This window comes from Micrococcus terreus, assembly GCF_900116905.1.
Lineage (GTDB): Bacteria > Actinomycetota > Actinomycetes > Actinomycetales > Micrococcaceae > Citricoccus > Citricoccus terreus.
This window is the reverse complement of the sequence record NZ_FPCG01000001.1, coordinates 91,478-110,015: the sequence shown is the minus strand read 5'-3', so window position 1 is coordinate 110,015 and position 18,538 is coordinate 91,478. Positions and strand designations below refer to the sequence as shown.

Sequence of the window (18,538 nt, the reverse complement as noted above, 5' to 3'; positions counted from 1 at the left end):
TGCTGTGCCGTCTGGGTGCGGATCCGGAGTGATCCCGGGCTGGCTCCGGGACCACTCAGGGTCGCCTCCGGGTCAATCCGGATACCGCCTGGGCCTCCGGTCCGGAAGGCTGGAGCCATGACCTCGAACCTCGAGCACCGCTCCCCCGACCCCGGCTTCTACGGCTGGATCCGCTCCCTGCAGACCGTCCGGTCCCCTGAGCGCTGGTTCGGCGGCGTGGTGTCCGGGATCGCCGACCGTCTGGAGATCGACCGGACGCTGGCCCGTGCCGTGTTCGTGGTCGCCTGCTTCCTGACGATCGGGGTGGCCGTGCTGTTCTACGGCCTGTGCTGGCTGCTGCTGCCCGAGCCGGACGGCCGCATCCACCTGCGCGAGGCCGGCGCCGGCCGCTGGACCGCCGGGATGACCGGTGCGGTGATCCTCACCGTGCTGGGCGCCCAGGACCTGCTCTTCGCCACCAGTGACCGCGGGGCCTGGCGCGGACCGGGCTCGGTGGCTGGGGCCGTGCTGATCGGCCTGTTCATCTGGATGGTGATCGCCCGCCGCGACCGCCCCCGTCAGCTTCCCTCCGGATCTGCCGGTCCTGCGCCGCGCACCCCGCCGGCAGCTCCGGCACCCACCGTCCACCTGGCCCCCAGCCGTACCGACTGGTACGGCAGCGCGGACACGACGACGGCCCCGTCCGGTTCCGGCTCCACGGCGGCACAGCGACCTGCCGGGCATGCCGAGACCGATCCTGCCGTTCCCTCGGCACTCCATGAGACAGAGGACCCCATGAGCCAGCAGACCGTCGCTCCCCCCACGGTGCCCGACCCCTATGGCGAGGCGGGCCACTCCCGACCGTCCGCACCGGTGGGCCCGGCGCGGAAGCCCCCGGCTCGCGCTCTGCCGGGATCCCTGCAGGCCGCCGTGGTGGGCCTGGCGCTGGTGGCCGCGGCCGTCGTCGGGCTCCTCAAGTACCTGGGGGTCTACGAGGTGCCCTGGAGCCTGGTCTGGGTCACCGCCTCCGCCACCGCCCTGGGCGTGATGGCCCTGGGCGTGCTGTTCGCCGCCCTGCGCGGGAGGACCGGCGGCGGGCTGACCGTGGCCACCGCGATCCTGACCCTGCCGGTGATCGCCTCGACCACCGGCAACCTGATCCATTTCGATCCCGAGCTCAGAACGCTGCAGGGCAGCTCCGAGTCCGGCTATGAGATGCGGTTCAGCACGGGACTGATCGACCTGAGCGATCTGACGGACCTGGAGCTGCCGCCCGGCGGTGAGCTCACCGTGCCGATCGAGGTGGACTTCTCCACCGTGACCATCCTGGTGCCGGACGATGTGGACGTGCTGCTGAGCACCGACCAGGGCTTCAGCACCATCACCCACCCGACCCCCGGGTCAGACATGACCTACGAGAACGCCAACCATGACCTGGACCGCCAGCTGATCGCGGACGCCCCCGGGGACACCGTCCTGCACCTGGACACCGATCTGGCCTTCGCCACCGTGGACGTCCAGGTCTCGCAGGTCCCGACCTCCTCGACGCCCACCGAACAGAACTGAGCGTGCGCACCATGAGCCACACCACCCCTGACTCCTCGACCGACGATTCCCTCTACGCGGCCACCCCGCCCCGCTCCGGAGTGCGCCTCGGCACCCTGATCTGGGGACTGATCGCCCTGCTCGTCGCGCTGTGGTCGCTGTCCACGGTCCTGCTGGACTGGACCCCGGACCCGGTGCTGATGGGCATCGGCCTGGCCGGCCTGGTGGGCATCGCCCTGATCGGCGGCGGGATCGCCGGGGCGGCCCGCCAGCGGGACTGACATCCCCCGAACTCACCCACCCCACCCTCGAACACCCCAGGAGAGAGACCATGGAGAACATCTACCGCAGCCTGCGTTCCATCCCCTTCCGCCGCGGCCCGAAGCGCTGGGTCGGCGGCATCTGCGCCGGGCTGGCAGCCAAGTTCGGCTGGGATCCGTTGGTGGTGCGCATCGCCGTGCTGATCAGCTTCCTGTTCCCGTTCATCGGGCTGGCCACCTACCTGGTCGCCTGGCTGCTGCTGCCCTGGCAGGACGGGTCCATTCCGCTCGAGCGCGCCCTGAACGGCGGCCGCCGCGGAGGTCCGGGACAGCCCGGCTCCTACCGCGTCTGAGAGAACCGATAGCCTGGCAGGGAGCGGTCGGAGCTCTCCGGCCGCATCCCCTGCGAAAGGAGTCCCCTCATGCGCGTCGGTCTGCTCACCAGCGGCGGAGACTGCCCCGGCCTGAACGCCGTCATCCGCTCCGCCGTCCTGCACGGCATCAAGACCTACGACGACGAGATGGTCGGCATCCGGGACGGCTGGAGGGGACTGATCGAGGGCGACTGGCAGGAGCTGCCCCGCCAGGTGGTCCGGGGTCTGGCCCGCACGGGCGGCACCATCCTGGGCACCTCCCGGACCCACCCGTACAACCACCCGCAGGGCGGCCCGGAGAACATCGCCGGGATGATCGAGAAGATCGGTCTGGACGCCGTGGTGGCGATCGGCGGCGAGGGCACACTGGCCGGGGCCAAGCGCCTGGCGGACGACGGCCTGCCGATCGTGGGCGTGCCCAAGACCATCGACAACGACCTCAAGGCCACGGACTACACCTTCGGCTTCGACACCGCCGTGTCCATCGCCACCGATGCCATGGACCGGCTGCGCACCACCGGTGACTCCCACCACCGCTGCATGGTGGCCGAGGTGATGGGTCGGCACGTGGGCTGGATCGCCCTGCACTCGGGGATCGCCGCCGGCGCCCACGCCATCCTGATCCCCGAGCAGCGCACCTCCATGGAGGAGGTCTGCGACTGGGTGCGCCAGGTGCATGACCGTGGCCGCTCTCCCCTGGTGGTGGTGGCCGAGGGCTTCATCCCCGAGGGCCTGGACGATCCGCTGGCCGACGCCGGCGTGGAGGAGTCCGGACGGCCACGCCTGGGCGGGATCGGCGAGTGGGTCACCCAGCAGATCGAGCAGATGACCGGGATCGAGACCCGCAACACCGTGCTGGGCCACATCCAGCGCGGTGGCGCGCCCACCGGCTTCGACCGGGTGCTGGCCACCCGCTTCGGCATGGGCGCCATGGACCTGGTGCATCAGTCCAAGTGGGGCCAGATGGTGGCCCTGGACGGCACCGAGATCGTCCAGGTGGACCTGGCCCAGGCGCTGGACGGGCTCAAGGAGGTCCCCCAGCACCGCTACGACGAGGCCAAAGTCCTCTTCGGGCGCTGACCGGCATGCCCCTGGACTCCCACACCCGCCAGATCGTCGCCCTGGCCTGGTCACGCATCCTCGGTCTGCCCGACGACTCCCTGACCGGCCTGATCGGTGCCGCCGGCTCCTCCGCCGGGTCCTCGCGCCCAGCGCGCCTGGAGGTGCCCACGGATGGTGAGGGGCCGCCGTCGGGACGCCCTGCGGAGGGCGAGGCCCGCCGGGCCGGACGCGAGGACGAGCAGGTGGCCACCTTCGTCCGGCTCTACGGCGCCTCGGTCCTCTACGGGCCGCGGTGGCTGCTGGACGCCGCGCGGGACGTGGACGACGAGGTGCTGGCGCTGGAGTCCACCTTCATCCGGCTGGGCGCCTCCCACCGGGTCCGCTCGCTGGGCGAGGCCGCGCTGTACTACGCGGACGGCGTCCCGCAGATGGACCGCTCGGAGACCCTGGCGGTGTCCTATGAGACGGACCACGCTGCGCAGTTGGAGTCGCTGTGCCCGGCCGATGATGTGGCTGAGGCGGGCCTGAGCGGCCTGGACTCCACCTTCACCCTCGTTCCCGACGACGGCGCACAGGATGACCTGCAGGGCTCGGCTGACCCGGTGGCCGGGTCAGGATACGAGGAGTGGCAGGGGCTGATCGGGCAGGTGAGCGTGCTGGTCCGTCCGGATGTGCGCCGCCTGGGCCTGGGCGCCTATGCGGCCGGCGTGGCGATGGAGGAGGCGTTCACCGAGGGGCTGATCCCCCAGTGGCGAGCGCGGATGGGACACCGGGCCTCACAGCATCTGGCGGACACGCTGGGCTTCGAGCTGGCCGGGTCCCAGACCACGGTGGTCTTCGAGCCGTAGGACCCGCAGGTGCGCTCTGCGCGTACGGGGCAGGCTCAGCGGGGACCGCGCAGCAGTCCGGCGGGACGGCCGACCACCTGCCCGGAGTCCGGGGAGACCACCACCTCCTGGGCTGCTGCCGTGTACTCGGTGCGCTCGCCGGTGGCGGTGTCCCGCACCAGCAGCTCGGCTGTGGGGTCCACGTTGCGCTTGAGCACGCCCAGGGCGATCGGGCCCATCTCGTGGTGCAGGGCCACCGAGGTCAGGCGACCGACCGGGCGGGCCTTCTCCAACTCCGGCGCATCAGACTGACCGGACGGGCGCAGGATCAGGTCGGAGCCGGGCTGAGGCAGGGTGTGCCCAGAACCGTCCAGGTGCAGCAGCACCAGCCGGCGGGGCGGACGCCCCAAGTTGTGCACGCGGGCCACCGTCTCCTGGCCGCGGTAGCAGCCCTTGGTCAGGTGGACGGCGGTGCGCAGCAGATCCAGCTCATGCGGGATGGTGCGGTCATCCATCTCCCGGCCCTGACGAGGGCGAGCGGCGGCGATCCGCAGTGCCTCGCTGGCCATGGTCCCGGCGAGCCGCCACTCGGCGAGCTCCCCGGCGCCGAGCCGGGCGGCGGTCTGCTGCAGGTCGGTCAGGGTGACCAGGTACTCCCGCCAGGTCCAGTCAGCCGCCGGGTGGCGGGACGGGTCGGCCTCAGCTGAGTAGGGGTAGCCGCCTTCGGCGATGTGCGGCCAGGGGTCGATCCAGACCGTGCGGTCCTCCCAGCCGGGCACGGCGGCGGTGGCGCCCACCACGGCCACGGTGCCGGTGTGGTCGCGCAGGGTGACCTGGTGGGCGAAGCGCATGGAGACCAGCCAGTCCACCAGGGCCGGGCCCCGCTCTCCCTCGGTGATCAGCCAGGTGGCCGCACCGTCCTCAAGCACCTGGACGTCGAACTCGATGCGTCCCTGCACGTCCAGGAACAGGGTCTGGGTGCTGGTGCCTGCAGGGGCGTCAGCCAGGCGCTGGGAGCTGAGGGTGTCCAGCCAGCTCAGCCGGTCCGGCCCGGACACCGAGAGCACGGCACGGTGGGAGAGGTCCACGATCGCCCGGCCCTCGTCCAGGGCACGCTGCTCGGCGGCGGGCTGTCCATAGTGGGCGGCCACCCCGGCGTCGGGTCCCCCGCCAGCCACGGCTCCGTGGATCGAATCGGGACCGCTCAACAGCGGGGACCGGCGCGGCGTGGGCTCGGTCTGGCCGGGCTCAGCCACGGCCGGGCTCCCGGGGTGCCCCCGGTGCCAGCCGACCTTGGGAGGGATCGGGCATGCGGTCCAGGATGGCGGAGGCGTGCGGGGACTCCTCTCCGCCCACGGTGACGTCCCAGCGCCAGAACAGCTGGGTGTTGACCATGCCGAAGATCCGCTGAGCGGTCTCATAGGGCCCGGCGGCGGAGCCCTTGAGCACGGAGTCGGTCACCAGCTGGCCCTGGGGTCCACGGATCACACCGTAGTAGAGCTCGGAGATGGAGCCCGGGTGGGTGATCGTGGCGGTGATGGGGAAGGAGTTGTCCTCCCGGCGCAGCTGCTCCACGTCCTCGGCGGAGCGGAAGGCCGGGACCACATCGGCTGGGCGCATGCCCGGCCCCAGGTCGCCGTCTCGACGGTCACGGTCCAGCGCCCAGAAGCCGCTCTCCACGGTCAGCGGACGCAGGAAGGTGCCATCGGCCTCGCACAGCCAGGACTCGGCGCGGTACTCCAGGAACGGCAGCCCGTGCTCGGTGAAGTCCACCCGCTGGTAGAAGATCTCGCTGTCGTCCTCACCGGAGCCCAGACGGCCCTGTCCCTCCCAGGCACCGATCAGCCAGGAGAGGGGTGCGAGCTCGGGAGTGAGGTCGTACGGGAGTTCAGTGGGCACAGCTGCTTACTTCTGGCCCTTGTACAGTCCGGAGATCACGAGCGCGGCGAACCCGGCCATGGCCAGTCCGGCGAGCACGAGCAGGGCGATGAAGAAGATCTCAAGCGCAAGAATCGACATGTCTCGATCCTACTCCAGCCGGGTGCCGTGATCGGCGCCGCCCGCTGAGTGACGTCCATGACGGGTGCTGTCCCGCTCCACCCAGGCGGTGACGAACTCCTCGGCCGGGTAGGTGCGCAGATCCTCGCGCATGGCCTGCAGGATCTGGTCCCCGGACTCGGCGTCCGGCACATCGATCCGCAGCACCTCCTCCTCGTCCGCGCGACGGCGCACCACCACGGCGGCGCCGACCACAGCAGCCCCGGAGCCTCCCAGCGCGGAGGTCAGGACACCGGTGGCGAAGCGGCCGGCCCGCTCCAGGGCCGATTCCCCGCCCTCTTCGAGCTCGGCGTTGAAGACGTCATCGGCCATCTGCTGGCCGGGCTGGACTGGCTGATCACTCATCGGAGGTCTCCGTTCGTTCGGTGACGGTCAGACCGTCATGATCCTCAGGACAACGTACGCGAGCAGTCCCGTCAGGGCCACCGGCGCCACTCCCAGGGCCAGCGAGGCGCGCAGTCCGGCCGGCCGGCGGGTCTCGCTGGAGACGAGGGAGCCGGTCAGCACGGTCACCAGGCCGGCCAGGGTGCCGCCGACGACGGCAGACCACAGCGGAAAGTCGGGGAGGAGCTGGACCAGGACGAACGGCGCAGCGGCGGCCAGCAGCAGCCCCAGGACTCGACCGAGCAGACGGGCGCCGGGCAGCAGGGCGCAGAGTGCGGCCAGACCCAGTGACGCTGCCAAGGAGAGCTGGAGGGCGCCGGCGGCACCGTCGGTCAGCTCCTGCCAGCGGGCCAGGGCGGTCCATCCGGCCGCCGAGGCGATCCCCGCCACTCCGGTGATGGTCCCCGCCGTGGACTCCAGGCGCTGGGGCCGACCGTGACCGCGGATCAACTGGACCATGAAGGCGGCCATCGCCCCCAGCGCGATGCAGACGGCGATCGGCTCGAGCAGGACCGGACGCCCGCCGTCCTCCAGAGGCCAGATGACCACGGCCCAGGTGGCCAGCAGGCCGGTGGCCGCCAACACGATCGTCAGGGACGTGCGCGCCGGGGCGCCCAGCAGCTGAGGCCAGCCCAGCGCGGCGATCAGGATCACCAGGCTCACGCCGGCCGCAGTGGCCACCGTGCCCACAGCACTGCAGGCCCCGAGCACCACGGCAGCGGCACAGGCCACGAGGGCAGTCAGGGGATGTCTCACGCCGACCAGTCTGCCACCGGGCGCGTCACGGCCTCGCCATCGGCGCCGCCGGGCGTGGTCCACTCTCTATACTCGACACGTCCATGGGGAGAGCCGCATGCCCTGGTGGACGCTCGACCACCGTAGACCGTCGTCGACCCGGAGGATCACATGGCCCGGCTGCTGCTGCTCACCGCCCAGCCCGGCGCCCCGTCGGCCGTCGTGGCGTCCCTGGAGTTCCTGGAGCACCGGGTGCAGGTGGCACCGCCCACTCCGAGCTCGCTGCTGCGCCATCAGGACACCGATCTGGTCATCGTCGATGCACGCCGCGATCTCGCGGCAGCGCGTTCGCTGTGCCGGGCCCTGCGCGCCGCCGATGCGCAGATGCCGATCCTGGCCGTGTTCACCGAGGGCGGGCTGGCAGCCCTGTCCTCGTCCTGGGGCATGGACGATCTGATCCTGGACACTGCCGGGCCGGCCGAGCTGGCGGCACGCCTGCGCCTGACCCTGGCCCGGTCCACGGAGCAGAAGGAGTCCTCCGCTGCCCCCGCGCCGATCCGCTCCTCCGGTGTGGTGATCGACGAGGCCAGCTACACCGCCAAGGTCCATGGTGAGCCGATGAACCTGACGTACAAGGAGTTCGAGCTGCTCAAGCACCTCACGCAGCATCCCGGACGGGTGTTCACGCGTGAGCAGCTGCTGCACGAGGTCTGGGGCTACGACTACTTCGGCGGCACCCGGACGGTGGATGTGCACGTGCGGCGGCTGCGGGCCAAGCTCGGCCCAGACCGTGAGCAGCTGATCGGCACCGTGCGCAATGTGGGGTACCGGTTCGTGCCGCGTGACCACCAGGACACCCCCGACCCCGCCGCCCCTGCCGCCTCCTGATCCCGGCCGGTAGGGTTGGTCCATGGACAGCCCCGCCACTGCAGACCGTTCCCCCCGCCGCGACTCTGCGGACGCACCGAACCTGGACACCCGGGCCGGACGACTGGAGCAGCGACTCCTGCGCGATGTCACCGCCCTGGTGGACGCCGCCGAGCGCTCAGACGGCAATCCTCCGCTCTCCGATCAGACCTGGGTGGAGCTGCGCACCACCGATGACCCGGACCGGGTGCGCACCGTGCTGGCCTGGCTGGATCACCAGGCCGGACGGGACGGAGAACTGGCCGGGGCCGTCGTCGTGGTCTCTCCCGCTGCGGGAGACGCGGACGGTGCGGCGACCATGGAACTGGTGGTCCATCCGAACTGCCGAGGCCGTGGCGTGGGCACCGCGCTGGCGCAGGCCGCCCTGGACCATGCCGGGACCGGACGGCTCCAGGCCTGGGCCCACGGCAACCACGCCGCCGCCGCCCGGCTGGCCGAGCGCTTCGGCGCTGAGGCCGGACGCGAGCTGTACCGCCTGCGCCTGACTCACCGCACCGACACGTCCGCAGAGTCTTCGGGCTCCGAGGAAACCCCGCGCGTGTGGGATGAGACCGTTCCCGAGGGCGTGCGCATCCGTCCCTTCCAGCCCGGCGTGGACGATGCCGCCTGGGTCACGGCCAACGCCGCTGCCTTCGCCGATCACCCCGAACAGGGCTCGATGACCGTGGAGGATCTGCGAGCGCGCCAGGCCGAGCCGTGGTTCGACGCCGACGGCTTCCTGATCGCCGAGGACACCACGGGGCCCGAACCCACCGTGCTGGGTTTCCACTGGACGAAGATCCACCCGGCCCAGGACGGGCACGCTCCCCTGGGCGAGGTGTATGTGGTGGGGGTCGTCCCGGAGGCGCAGGGCCGCGGACTGGGCCGACTGCTCACCGTGGCCGGCATCCGACACCTGCAGCGGCAGGGGGTCGACGCGGTGATGCTCTACGTGGACGCGGACAACACCCCTGCCGTCAGCCTCTACCGGGCACTGGGCTTCACTCGCTGGGACACCGATGTGATGTACGTGCGGGGTTGAACCACTAGAGTTCTGCCTGCACGCTCGCCTGCCCGGGTGCAGGGTTCCCGCCACCAGATCATCCGCCGTACAGAAATGGTCTCCATGCCCTACACCGCCGCACGATCCGCCGCCGGACTGCATGACACCCACCCCGACTCCGCCGTGCTGGCGGCCGGCGTGCTGCCCTGGCGGGAGAACGGTCGCGGACTGGAGCTGCTGATCATCCACCGCCCCCGGTATGACGACTGGTCCTGGCCCAAGGGGAAACTGGATGAGGGAGAGACCCTGCCCGAGTGCGCCGTGCGCGAGACCCTGGAGGAGATCGGACTGCCGGTCACCCTGGGACTGCCACTGCCCTCCATCCACTACACCTTGAACAGCGGGACCTCGAAGGAGGTCTGGTACTGGGCGGCTGAGGCCGGCCGCCGGGAGCCCACCCCGGACGGCGGAGAGGTGGACCGCACGGCCTGGGTCACCCCGGAGGAGGCCCGCCAGCGGTTGACCAACCCCACCGACCGGGAGCCCCTCGAAGCACTGGTCACCGCGTACGAGCGCCGGATCCTGCGCACCGCGCCGTTCCTGGTGCTGCGTCATGCCAAGGCCAAGCCCCGCTCGTCCTGGTCCCGCGCCGAGGGGGAACGCCCCCTGGCGGCCACCGGTCGCCGTCAGGCGCTGGCGGTGGAGAAGCTGCTGCGCGTGTGGTCGCCGGAGAAGCCGATCTCCTCCCCGTGGCTGCGGTGCGTGGAGACGGTCACTCCCTATGTGCAGCACGCCCGCAAGAGCCTGAAGACGATCGCCGCCTTCACCGAGAAGTCCGCCAAGGCCAAACCCAAGAAGACGCGCCGCGAGACCCGTGCCCTGCTGGACCGGCACCGCTCCACCCTGCTGTGCACCCACCGTCCGGTGCTGCCCCTGGTCCTGGAGGAGCTGACCGAGACGGTGGCCGGGCGGGACACCGAGGCGATCCTGGCGGCCCTGCCCACCAAGGATCCCTACCTGAAGCCCGGCGCGGTGATCGTGGCCCACCAGGCGCTGGACCGAGGCGGGAAGATCGTCTCGCTGGAGCACTACGACGTCTGGGACGACTGACTTCTGCTGGCGCACTGCTGACACCGGCTGTCCGCCCCACTAGGGTCTATGCATGACTGCTTCCCAGGCCTCCGACACCCCGAAGATCGTCCACGACGGACTGCGCGTGCTGCGCGACCCCGACCGTGGACGCTACGAGCTGTGGCAGGACGACCAGTACATCGGCTTCCTGGGCTACACCGTGGATGAGACCACCGGTGCCGACGGCCTGCGGGAGAGTGTGGTCCGGCTGCAGCACACGATCATCGACGAGAAGTTCGGCCGCCGCGGCTATGCCCGCGCACTGGTCACCATGGTGCTGGACCGGCTGAAGGCCGAGGGAGACTCGATCTCGCCGGAGTGCTCCTATGTGGAGGACTATCTGCAGCGCTATCCGGAGTACCAGGAGATGGTGCACGAGCTCTGAGGAGCAGCCGATCTCCGTCCTCGCAGACGGACCCCTTCCCGTTGTGTCAATGAGTTGATACATTGATCCACACCAGGGATGCCATCGGTGTCCCGTGAGGGAGGGGCCGACTATGGATCTCTGGGTGGTCACCAGCATCGCCGCCACCGGCATCGGACTCGCGCTCGGAGTGGCCCTGATCTACGTGATCCTGCGGTTCAGCGCCTGGACACCGGGCGGCGGATCACCCGTGGCCTCTGCTCGGATGCACGGGATGGTCACCGCCCTGATTGCCCTGTTCGCCACAGGAACCGCCGGACTGGCCACCCTGTACGAACGGGGACAGGACCAGGCCGCCTCGAGCGGGATCGGCGTCAACCCCGACGAGATGCCCGAGAGTGCAGTGACCGAACTGCCGGCGCTGTCCCTCAGTCCCACGGATGCGCTCTGGACGGTGATCGGACCGGCAGTCTGGCTGCTGCTGATCTACTGGGTGGCCCAGTACACCTGGCCCCGCCCTGCCGGCCAGGTGCGCACGGCCCGGCTGGCCCCCCGAGAGGCGGGACACTTCCTGCCCCGCACCTTGACCTGGGTGGCAGGGGCCATCGTGCTGGCCGCCGGGGCCGCCGTGGCCCTGGCCTGGACCACACCGGGAACCCCGGCGATCCACCTCCAGCAGGTGGACGGGTCCCTGGAGTACGGCTACTCCTACAATGACTGGACGCAGACCGGCTTCCGCCCGGGCGCCGAGTTTGCCCCCTGGCTGATGATCGGGCTGCTGGTGCTGGTGCTGGCCACCGTGCTGACCATCCTGGTGATCGCCCGCCGGCCGCCACTGTCCGGTCTGAGCACGGCCGATGACGACGCCACCCGGCGCATCGCCACCAACCGCGCCCTGCGGACGGCAGCCCTGGTCGGCATCGGGTTCCTGGTGCACTCGGCCCAGGCCTGGGCGCGCGGAGTGCAGGAGCAGGCCCTGCGCCAGGCCCGCCCCCACCCGTCGAACTGGCTCGACGACGGGGTCGACCTGTACTCCGAGGCGTGGATGGCCTCCGTCCCGGATCCTGCCCGGTGGATCGACACCGCAGCCCCGGGCATCGGCCTCGTGCTGATGCTGCTGATGCTCCTCTGGCGGTCACCGGCGGTGAGCGAACTGGGCTCGGGCACTGATCGGCATTCGTCCAGGGCGCTGCCCGGCACACCGGAGGCGGTTCGGCGTCTGCGCAGCGACGGGCGGCGGCTGGCGGTGCTGATCGGAGGAGCGGTCGCGCTTGCAGCCCTGCTGCCCCTCGGCAGGACCTTCCAGGGGCTGTCCGACGGCGATCGCTGGATGCAGATGGCCGGGACAGTCGCCCCCTTTGCGGTGGCGGTGTTGCTGATGCTGGTGATGGAGTTCGGCATCCGCCGGGGCCACACACCACGCGCCTCGGCCGAGCACCCCGTGGTCACCGGCACGGCGCCTCGCTGGCGGTGGATCGTCCTGGGAGTCTCCTGCGGCATGGCCGTCCTCCTGGCCATCCTCAGTCTGGTCGGCCCCCTGGCTCAACCGGGACTGGCCCTCTCACTGGTCCTGGTGGCAGCGGTGATGACAGCACTCACCGTCCTGGCGACCCGGATCGCACTGCGGAGGCCGGCTCTGGGCCGCGCCAGCTCCGCCTGGGATCAGCACCTGCGCACCGCTGGCGCCGACCGTCTCCTGGGCATCGGAACGGGCGGTGTCTTCGCTGTCACGGCAGCCGCCATCCACGGGGCGGCCCCGATCTGGGATGCGCTCTTCGCCCGCGGAGTGGTTCCCTACGACTCGTTGGTGACCTCCGAACCCGCCGAGGGCACAGCGCTCGTCATCTCCTCCGCCCTGATCCTGGCGGCGGCTCTGAGCGCCTTCTGGCCCGGCCCCACGCCGCCCTGGAGCATCGAACCGGACACCGAGCCGGCGGTCGAACCGGTCGGCCAGGACCTGCGGCCATGAGCTCGGTCTCACCAGGGACCTCCCCTCCCCCGGACCTGTCCGTGGACCTGGGCTCGGCGGTCCCGCCGTTCGAGCAGATCCGCTCCCAGGTCACCGAGCTGATCGCCACGGGCGCCCTGGCCCCTGGCAGCCGGCTGCCCACTGTGCGGGCCCTGGCTGCGGACCTGGGCATCGCGGTGGGGACCGTGGCCCGGGCCTACCGGGAACTGGAGTCCGCCGGGTTCGTGGAGTCCCGCCGCCGCCACGGCACCACCGTCTCCGGCGCCCCGCCCACGCCCACCCCCACCGAGGTGGACGAGGCCGCCGACCAGCTGCTCACCCGCGCCCGCGCCGCAGGGCTCGGATGGGAGGATCTGCTGGGACTGCTGGGCCGTCGTCGGGAACTCCTTGAAGGTCCCCCCGCACCGGCCGGACCCGGAACCGGAGACGCTCCACGCCGGTAGGATGGACGCCGTGACCATCCCCACCCCGTATGAAGACCTCCTGGCCGAGGTGATGGCCGAGGGCGCCCAGAAGGGTGACCGCACCGGCACCGGGACGCGCAGCGTGTTCGGCCGCCAGCTGCGGTACGACCTGAGCGAGTCGTTCCCGCTGATCACCACCAAGCGCGTGCACTTCAAGTCCGTGGCGCTGGAGCTGCTGTGGTTCCTGCGTGGAGACTCCAATGTGCGCTGGCTGCAGGAGCGCGGGGTGAAGATCTGGGATGAATGGGCGGACGAGGACGGCGAGCTGGGGCCGGTGTACGGCGTGCAGTGGCGTTCCTGGCCCACTCCGGACGGCGGACAGATCGATCAGATCGCGCGCGTGGTGGAGTCGCTGAAGACCAGCCCGGACTCGCGCCGGCACATCGTGACCGCCTGGAACCCGGCCGAGGTGGACCAGATGGCCCTGCCCCCGTGCCACGCCATGTTCCAGTTCTACGTGGCGGATGGGAAGCTCTCCTGCCAGCTCTACCAGCGCTCGGCGGACCTGTTCCTGGGGGTGCCGTTCAACATCGCCTCCTACGCGCTGCTGACCCTGATGGTGGCCCAGCAGACCGGGCTGGAGCCGGGCGAGTTCGTCTGGACCGGCGGGGACTGCCACATCTACTCCAACCACGAAGACCAGGTGCGCGAGCAGCTCAGCCGTGAGCCGCACCCGTACCCGCAGCTGGTGCTGCGCCGCACCCCGCAGGACATCTTCAGCTACGAGCTGGAGGACTTCGAGCTGGTCGACTACCAGCACCACCCGACGATCAAGGCCCCCATTGCCGTCTGACAGTCCCCGCCCCCGCACCTCCACCTCGCGACCTGCCTCGGCAGGCCAGCACGACGACGGCCGGTCGGCGTCCACGCCACGGATCGGCATGATCTGGACTCAGACCCAGGACGGGGTGATCGGCCTGGACGGCGGCATGCCCTGGAACGTTCCTGAGGACCTCGCCCACTTCAAGGAGCTCACCCTCGGCCACCCGGTGGTGATGGGGCGCAAGACCTGGGAGTCCCTCCCGGCCCAGTACCGCCCTCTGCCCGGGCGGACGAACATCGTGGTCTCGCGCCGGCAGACCTCCGCCGAGCAGATGCGTGAGGCCGGGGCCGCCGTGGTCCCCGGGTTCCGCGAGGGACTGGACGCCGCCCTGGAGTCCGACGGACTGGACCTGATCTGGGTGATCGGCGGGTCCACCCTGTTCGACCAGGCCCTGGACGTGGCCACCCTGGCCGAGGTCACCGTGCTGGACGTGGACGCGGAGGGAGACACCTTCGCCCCCGTGCTGGACGGCTCCTGGCAGCGAACCGCCGTGGAACCGGACACCGGCTGGCACGAGTCCCGCACCGGAGTCCGCTACCGATTCGAGAGGTGGGAACGCCCATGAGCACCCCGAACATCCCCGGACCCTCCGCACAGCCTGGCCCCGGCGCCGAGGACACCGGCGGGTTCCTGAACCGCCAGACCCTGACCTTCATCGCGTTCATCCTCGCCCCCGTGCTGGGACTGGTGACCGCGGTGATGGGGCTGGTGCTGGTGCTGCAGGACAAGGTGGTGGCCGGCGTCGTGTTCCTGGTGGTGCTCACCCAGGTGTTCGTGGTGCTGGGGCTGTGGGCCTACGCCCAGCGCAGGAAGCTGCTGGGCGGGACTGCCCCGGGCGCGAGCGATGGCGGGGCAGCTCCGCGCCGGTGAGGGCAGTGACGGCCGTTCCCTGATGCGGTGTTCGTCGGCTCGCTCGGATCGGTTGCATCCCTTGACGTGAGGCGCTGATGAGTTGCGCACCTTGTCCGGATTCCGGCCGGAAACCAGCGAACTGTGCAACTCAGAACGTCAGGTCGCCGATGTGTGCAACTCAGTCCCCTGACGCTCTCCTGCCACGGGGCACCGGCGGCGCAGCACCACGTCGGTAAGGAACTGACCGGAGTGTGACGCCCGGCCCAGACTGCGGACAGGCCGGAGAACTAGACTGGCCCGCATGACTTCCGTGGATCAGACCGCCCCTGCCGTGCCCTCCGACGCCCCTCAGGCCGCAGGCTTCGCCGACACCGCCGCCGTCCCCACCGTGGGGCTGATCGGCTGGCGCGGCATGGTCGGGTCCGTGCTGATGCAGCGGATGACCGAGGAGGGCGACTTCGCCAAGGTCAACCCCGTGTTCTTCTCCACCTCCAACGCCGGTGGGGACGCTCCCGTGTACGCCGGCATGGACGCCGAGCCGGGCACACTGCAGGACGCCTACGACATCGAGACCCTGGCCCAGCTGCCGGTGATCGTGACCACCCAGGGCGGGGACTACACCTCCGAGGTGTACCCGAAGCTGCGGGCCGCCGGCTGGGACGGGATCTGGATCGATGCCGCCTCCACCCTGCGCATGGAGGACTCCTCGATCATCGTGCTGGACCCGGTGAACCGGAACGTGATCGACGCCGGCCTGGCCGCCGGGGTCAAGGAGTTCGTGGGCGGCAACTGCACGGTGTCCTGCATGCTGATGGGCCTGGGCGGACTGTTCAAGGCCGGACTGGTGGAGTGGGGAACCGCCATGACCTACCAGGCGGCCTCCGGCGGCGGCGCCCGCCATATGCGTGAGCTGCTCAACCAGTTCGGCGTGCTGGCCGGCTCCGTGGGCACTGAACTGGCCGATCCCGGCTCGGCCATCCTGGAGATCGACCGCAAGATCCTGCAGGCCCAGCGCGACGGCTCCCTGGACGCCACCCAGTTCGGCGTGCCCCTGGCCGGGTCCCTGATCCCGTGGATCGACAAGGATCTGGAGAACGGCATGTCCAAGGAGGAGTGGAAGGCCGGGGCCGAGACCAACAAGATCCTGCGCACGCAGCAGCGGATCCCGTTCGACTCGCTGTGCGTGCGCATCGGCACCCTGCGCAGCCACTCCCAGGCACTGACCCTGAAGCTGACCCAGGACGTGCCGCTGGAGGAGATCGAGCAGATCATCGCGGCGGACAACGAATGGGTCTCCGTGGTGCCCAACACCAAGGAGGACTCCATGCGGGACCTCACCCCGATCGCCGTCACCGGGTCCATGACCATCCCCGTGGGCCGGCTGCGCAAGCTGGAGATGGGCCCGGAGTACCTCTCCGCGTTCACTGTGGGCGACCAGCTGCTGTGGGGTGCCGCCGAGCCGGTGCGCCGCATGCTGATGATCGCCACCGGCAACCTCTGACCCGCAGATTCCGCACCCTCGAACCGGAAACGCACCGTCCCTCAGGGCGGTGCGTTTCCGGTCTCGGGGTGAGGAACGGTCAGAGGGAGCAGCCCACCAGGACCGGTTCGGGGTGCAGGGTGATCCCCCAGGCCTGCTCCACGCCGTCCCGCACCACGCGGGCCACCGCCAGCAGGTCCTCGGTGCGCGCACTGCCCCGGTTCGTCAGTGCCAGAGTGTGCTTGGTGGACAGGCTCGCCCGTCCCCCCGCGATCCCGGCACCGTCCGCACCGCGGCCGTTCTCCGGGCCCTGCGGCAGGCCGAACCCCTTGGCGTAGCCGGCATGGTCGATCAGCCAGGCCGCCGAGAGCTTCACCAGCGGCTCGCCTTCAGCGTCCTCGCCGGCACCGAACGCGGGAGCACCCTCGGGCAGTCGGGCGCGCAGGCTGGCCGGCACCACCGGGTTGGTGAAGAACGAACCCGTGGACCAGGTGTCCTGATCGGCCGGGTCCAGGACCATCCCCTTGCCCGCACGCAACTCCAGCACGTGCTCACGCACGGTGTCCAGGGGGGCGTGGGTGCCCTCCTCCACGCCCAGGGCACCTGCCAGCTGGGCGTATCGGACGGGCGCGACGGCGGCCCCCGCCTCGGCGTCCTCGCCCACCGGGTGTGCCCCCAGGGCGAAGTCCACGGAGAGCACCACCCAGCGCGGGCTCGCCCCGGCACCGGGCTCTCCGGCGGCCAGCCGATCCAGTTCGGTCAGCAGGGATCGCTTGATGATCGAGTCCCGGTAGCCGAACTCCAGCTCGGCGTTGCTCAGCTCCACGACCTGCCCGGCCTGGCGGTCCCAGGCGCGCACCGAGACCAGGGTCTGGGAGACGTCCGCCCCGTAAGCGCCCACGTTCTGCACGGGGGTGGCTCCGGCGCAGCCCGGGATCCCGGAGAGCGCCTCGAGTCCGGACAGTCCGTGCTCCACGGTCCGGGCCACCGCCTCGTCCCAGTGCTGTCCGGCGGCCATGCGGACCAGGACAGTGCTGTGTCCCTGGTCGTGGGGTCCTGCAGGCACAGCGTCCTCCAGCCGCTCCACGCCGGACCAGGCCAGCTGCACCACGGTTCCGGGGAAGCCGGAGTCAGCCACCAGCAGGTTCGAGCCGCCGCCCAGCACGAGCAGCGGCTCGCCAGCCTCGTCAGCGGCCCGGATGGCCTCGATCGCCGCCTGCTCGCTCTGGGCACGCACCCACCTCCGGGCCGGTCCCCCCACCCGGCTGGTGGTGTGCGCTGCCAGCGTGACCTGAGCGCCGCCGTCGGGACGGTCCTGCGGGGTGGGGCTCACTGGGCGTCTCCGCCAGTGCCAGTGCCAGGCGCCAGCCGGACCACGGCCTGGGCCTTGGTCAGGATCTTCGCGCCGCCCTGGGCGGGGTCGGTGACGGTGAGGTCCACGCGGACGGTGCCGTCCTCGAGGTTGAGTGCGCCGATCTTCCCGGTCACCTCCAGGCGTGCGCCGGGGACGTCCGGGCCGTCGGCGGTGGTGTCGGCCACGGGGACCATGGCGGTGAAGCGCGTCTGATAGTCGATCACCGCGCCCGGATCACCACACCAGTCCGTGACCAGCTGCACGGCGGTCCCCATGGTGAGCATGCCGTGGGCGATCACCCCGGGCAGTCCCACGGACTGTGCCATGGACGGCGACCAGTGGATGGGGTTGAAGTCACCGGAGGCGCCGGCGTAGCGGACCAGGCCGCCGCGCGTGAACTCCACGGTGCGGGTGCCGATGCTCTCGCCCTTGCTCAGGGCGGCGATGTCCGGGGTGGTGTGCGTGCTCATCAGGACTCCTCTCCGCGGACCAGCAGGGTGGAGCGCACGGTGCTGACCGGCTCCCCCGCCGTGGTGGCGATGTCCGCGCGCGTGGTGATCATCGAGTGCCCACCCAGGGACTTGACCGACTCCACGGTGACGGTGGCGGCCAGCTCGTCCCCGGCCACGATCGGCCGGTGGTGGGTGAAGCGCTCGTCCGCGTGGACCACGCGGGTGAAGTCGATGTTGGCCTCAGGGTCCTTCACGACGACGGCCTCGGCACCTTGGGCGATGACCACGGCGAAGGTGGGAGGTGCCACGAGATCGGGGTGGCCCAGGGCCTGCGCGGCGGCGAGATCGGTGTGGGCCGGGTGTGTGGCCTGCACGGCGGCGGCGAACTCCCGGATCTTCTCCCGGCTGACCTGGTAGGGCGGGCTGGGCGGGTAGCTGCGTCCCTGGACGTCCGGGTTCACACTCACCGGGTACCTCCTGAAGTGGCTGGGGTGGCGGGCTGATGACCTCGGTTCA

The 18,538-nt window shown here is 70.9% G+C and carries 22 protein-coding genes; 15 read left to right on the top strand and 7 right to left on the bottom strand.

The window, feature by feature from the left end:
* Positions 1-117: 117 nt before the first annotated feature.
* The 5 genes from BM355_RS00525 to BM355_RS00505 all read left to right on the top strand — a co-directional run bounded on the left by BM355_RS00525 (position 118) and on the right by BM355_RS00505 (position 4,068).
* Entirely contained in the window at positions 118-1,545 is a 1,428-nt protein-coding gene (locus BM355_RS00525; RefSeq protein WP_091692802.1) for a PspC domain-containing protein, read from the top strand.
* 11 nt (positions 1,546-1,556) lie between these two features.
* On the top strand, positions 1,557-1,805 hold the full coding sequence (locus BM355_RS00520) for a hypothetical protein (RefSeq protein WP_143109364.1): 249 nt from the start codon (positions 1,557-1,559) through the stop codon (positions 1,803-1,805).
* Positions 1,806-1,855: 50 nt separating this feature from the next.
* The gene (locus BM355_RS00515) at positions 1,856-2,137 is read left to right on the top strand and encodes a PspC domain-containing protein (protein WP_091692797.1); all 282 of its coding nucleotides are present in this window, start codon (positions 1,856-1,858) and stop codon (positions 2,135-2,137) included.
* A 69-nt stretch (positions 2,138-2,206) separates the two neighbouring features.
* Positions 2,207-3,238 (top strand): 6-phosphofructokinase, encoded by a 1,032-nt coding sequence (locus BM355_RS00510; RefSeq protein ID WP_091692794.1) that lies wholly within the window; start codon positions 2,207-2,209, stop codon positions 3,236-3,238.
* A 5-nt stretch (positions 3,239-3,243) separates the two neighbouring features.
* Positions 3,244-4,068, top strand: a complete 825-nt coding sequence (locus BM355_RS00505) for a GNAT family N-acetyltransferase (protein WP_091692792.1) — start codon at positions 3,244-3,246, stop codon at positions 4,066-4,068.
* A 35-nt stretch (positions 4,069-4,103) separates the two neighbouring features.
* Here the strand turns inward: BM355_RS00505 and ygfZ are convergent, their stop codons facing one another.
* The 4 genes from ygfZ to BM355_RS00485 all read right to left on the bottom strand — a co-directional run bounded on the left by ygfZ (position 4,104) and on the right by BM355_RS00485 (position 7,245).
* Positions 4,104-5,303: a CAF17-like 4Fe-4S cluster assembly/insertion protein YgfZ gene (ygfZ, locus tag BM355_RS00500; RefSeq protein ID WP_177227778.1), complete on the bottom strand. Its 1,200-nt coding sequence runs from the start codon at positions 5,301-5,303 to the stop codon at positions 4,104-4,106.
* Positions 5,296-5,946, bottom strand: a complete 651-nt coding sequence (locus BM355_RS00495; RefSeq protein ID WP_091692789.1) for a nitrobindin family protein — start codon at positions 5,944-5,946, stop codon at positions 5,296-5,298. Before BM355_RS00495 ends, ygfZ begins: the two co-directional genes overlap by 8 nt.
* 129 nt (positions 5,947-6,075) lie before the next feature.
* Positions 6,076-6,450: a hypothetical protein gene (locus tag BM355_RS00490; RefSeq protein ID WP_091692787.1), complete on the bottom strand. Its 375-nt coding sequence runs from the start codon at positions 6,448-6,450 to the stop codon at positions 6,076-6,078.
* Between the two features lie 27 nt (positions 6,451-6,477).
* The gene (locus BM355_RS00485; RefSeq protein ID WP_143109363.1) at positions 6,478-7,245 is read right to left on the bottom strand and encodes a hypothetical protein; all 768 of its coding nucleotides are present in this window, start codon (positions 7,243-7,245) and stop codon (positions 6,478-6,480) included.
* Between the two features lie 150 nt (positions 7,246-7,395).
* Between BM355_RS00485 and BM355_RS00480 the strand changes: the two genes are divergently transcribed.
* The 10 genes from BM355_RS00480 to asd all read left to right on the top strand — a co-directional run bounded on the left by BM355_RS00480 (position 7,396) and on the right by asd (position 16,237).
* The gene (locus tag BM355_RS00480; RefSeq protein ID WP_091692781.1) at positions 7,396-8,112 is read left to right on the top strand and encodes a winged helix-turn-helix transcriptional regulator; all 717 of its coding nucleotides are present in this window, start codon (positions 7,396-7,398) and stop codon (positions 8,110-8,112) included.
* Between the two features lie 22 nt (positions 8,113-8,134).
* Positions 8,135-9,172: a mycothiol synthase gene (gene mshD / locus BM355_RS00475; RefSeq protein ID WP_091692778.1), complete on the top strand. Its 1,038-nt coding sequence runs from the start codon at positions 8,135-8,137 to the stop codon at positions 9,170-9,172.
* An 84-nt stretch (positions 9,173-9,256) separates the two neighbouring features.
* A complete protein-coding gene (locus tag BM355_RS00470) occupies positions 9,257-10,243 on the top strand; it encodes an NUDIX hydrolase (RefSeq protein WP_091692775.1) in 987 nt (328 codons plus the stop codon).
* 52 nt (positions 10,244-10,295) lie between these two features.
* Positions 10,296-10,649 carry a GNAT family N-acetyltransferase gene (locus tag BM355_RS00465; RefSeq protein ID WP_091692773.1) on the top strand — a complete coding sequence of 118 codons (354 nt, stop codon included), beginning with the start codon at positions 10,296-10,298 and terminating at the stop codon, positions 10,647-10,649.
* A gap of 112 nt (positions 10,650-10,761) precedes the next feature.
* Positions 10,762-12,597: a hypothetical protein gene (locus BM355_RS00460; protein ID WP_091692771.1), complete on the top strand. Its 1,836-nt coding sequence runs from the start codon at positions 10,762-10,764 to the stop codon at positions 12,595-12,597.
* The gene (locus tag BM355_RS00455) at positions 12,594-13,040 is read left to right on the top strand and encodes a GntR family transcriptional regulator (RefSeq protein ID WP_091692768.1); all 447 of its coding nucleotides are present in this window, start codon (positions 12,594-12,596) and stop codon (positions 13,038-13,040) included. Before BM355_RS00460 ends, BM355_RS00455 begins: the two co-directional genes overlap by 4 nt.
* A gap of 10 nt (positions 13,041-13,050) precedes the next feature.
* A complete protein-coding gene (locus BM355_RS00450; RefSeq protein WP_091693769.1) occupies positions 13,051-13,854 on the top strand; it encodes a thymidylate synthase in 804 nt (267 codons plus the stop codon).
* An 88-nt stretch (positions 13,855-13,942) separates the two neighbouring features.
* Positions 13,943-14,449, top strand: a complete 507-nt coding sequence (locus tag BM355_RS00445; protein ID WP_091692765.1) for a dihydrofolate reductase — start codon at positions 13,943-13,945, stop codon at positions 14,447-14,449.
* Positions 14,446-14,754: an NF038396 family protein gene (locus BM355_RS00440; protein WP_218154291.1), complete on the top strand. Its 309-nt coding sequence runs from the start codon at positions 14,446-14,448 to the stop codon at positions 14,752-14,754. The genes BM355_RS00445 and BM355_RS00440 overlap by 4 nt, the downstream gene beginning before the upstream one ends.
* A 283-nt stretch (positions 14,755-15,037) precedes the next feature.
* Positions 15,038-16,237 (top strand): aspartate-semialdehyde dehydrogenase, encoded by a 1,200-nt coding sequence (gene asd, locus BM355_RS00435; RefSeq protein WP_091692762.1) that lies wholly within the window; start codon positions 15,038-15,040, stop codon positions 16,235-16,237.
* Between the two features lie 79 nt (positions 16,238-16,316).
* Here asd and BM355_RS00430 read toward each other — a convergent pair whose 3' ends face one another.
* Genes BM355_RS00430 through BM355_RS00420 form a run of 3 tightly spaced genes read right to left on the bottom strand, consistent with a single transcriptional unit; the run spans position 16,317 to position 18,489 of the window.
* A complete protein-coding gene (locus tag BM355_RS00430) occupies positions 16,317-17,549 on the bottom strand; it encodes a UDP-N-acetylmuramate dehydrogenase (RefSeq protein WP_245760496.1) in 1,233 nt (410 codons plus the stop codon).
* Complete coding sequence (locus tag BM355_RS00425) at positions 17,546-18,040, bottom strand: MaoC/PaaZ C-terminal domain-containing protein (protein ID WP_091692759.1); 495 nt, start codon at positions 18,038-18,040, stop codon at positions 17,546-17,548. Before BM355_RS00425 ends, BM355_RS00430 begins: the two co-directional genes overlap by 4 nt.
* A complete protein-coding gene (locus BM355_RS00420) occupies positions 18,040-18,489 on the bottom strand; it encodes an FAS1-like dehydratase domain-containing protein (protein ID WP_091692757.1) in 450 nt (149 codons plus the stop codon). The genes BM355_RS00425 and BM355_RS00420 overlap by 1 nt, the downstream gene beginning before the upstream one ends.
* Between the last annotated feature and the right edge of the window lie 49 nt (positions 18,490-18,538).